General features: G+C 57.2%; 1 protein-coding gene. It reads left to right on the top strand.

The window, feature by feature from the left end:
- The first annotated feature begins 103 nt into the window (after positions 1 to 103).
- Complete coding sequence (locus tag EB809_RS20845) at positions 104 to 1,309, top strand: ISL3 family transposase (RefSeq protein WP_123636778.1); 1,206 nt, start codon at positions 104 to 106, stop codon at positions 1,307 to 1,309.
- The last annotated feature ends 3 nt before the right edge of the window (positions 1,310 to 1,312 follow it).

Raw genomic sequence — 1,312 nt, 5'->3', positions numbered from 1 at the left:
GGTTCATCGCGGATTAGCGGGAAAAGAAAAGGAAGACGGCGGTAAAACGGGTTAAGTTTGCTTTCGCCAAAAACCAAACAAAAACCCATTCACCGCCGTCGTTATGAATGCTAATCCTCTTGCCTTGTTCTGGGAAGGATTCACCATAGAATCCTATACCCAGATTGACTCTCAATCCCTGTTGATACGGCTTCAACCAGCCGCTGATTGCCTGCCCTGTTGCAGTGGCTGTAGCCAGCATACCCTTGCCGTGCATGACACCAGTATCCGGCGCGTCCGAGAACGCGACCTCTTCCATTACCGCGTCTGGCTGGAAGTGCCCGTGCGGCGCGTGCGCTGTGTGGCCTGTGGGCCCAGACTGGAACAGATTCGCTGGCTATCAGGACGTCAACGTCTGACGGTGGGGATGATCCACTGGGTTGAGTCTCTAGTGCGCCTGATGCCCGTACAGCACGTCGCCCAGCTGCTGGGCCTGCACTGGCATACCGTCAAAGCCATTGATCACCGCCGCCTCACACGCGAGGTGATTGAGCCGGATCGGCGCCGGCTTCGGCGCTTGATCATGGACGAGTTTGCCTTGTTCAAGGGCCACCGTTACGCCACCGTCGTCATCAATGCAGATACCCAGCAGGTCCTGTGGGTCGGTGAAGGGCGCAGCCGCGCGGCCGTCCGGCCTTTCTTTGAATGGCTCGGGCCGGAGGCTTGCGCCCGTATCGAGGCGGTAGCGATGGACATGAACACAGCCCTGGATCTGGAAGTCCAGCACCATTGCCCCCAAGCCTGCGTGGTTTATGACCTGTTCCATGTGGTGGCTAAATTCGGGCGGGAGGTGATCGATCGGGTGCGGGTAGACCAGGCCAATCAGCTCCGACACGACAAATCGGGTAGGCAAGTGATCAAGCGTAGCCGTTGGCTGCTGTTGAGGAACAAAGACAACCTCAGGGACGAGCAGGCGCTTAAGCTTGATGAGTTGCTCCAGGCCAACCAGCCACTCATGACGGTCTACGTGCTGAAAGATCAGCTCAAGGAGCTCTGGTATGCCCCTTCTGAGGAGGATGCTCGAAAGCGTTGGAAGGACTGGTTCCGTCTGGCCCTCAGCAGCGGTCTCCCGTCAGTCCAACAATTTGCCAGACGGCTCAAAAGGTACTTGAACGGCATCGTCGCCAGCGCACGCTACCGGATGCATACCAGCGTGCTGGAGGGGATGAACAATAAAATCAAGGTGATCAAGCGGATGGCGTACGGCTACCGGGATAACGACTACTTCTTCCTGAAAATCAAAGCCGCTTTTCCCGGTAAAGTGCGATGAACC

This window comes from Marinobacter sp. R17 (assembly GCF_003789045.1).
Classification (GTDB): domain Bacteria; phylum Pseudomonadota; class Gammaproteobacteria; order Pseudomonadales; family Oleiphilaceae; genus Marinobacter_A; species Marinobacter_A mangrovi.
Note: the sequence above shows the minus strand (reverse complement) of the source record. Positions and strands in the feature narration are given on the sequence as shown.

What these genes read in the sequence shown, in the direction of transcription:
- EB809_RS20845 (WP_123636778.1), top strand. Translation starts at nt 104, where the DNA reads ATGAATGCTAATCCTCTTGCCTTGTTCTGGGAAGGATTCACCATAGAA.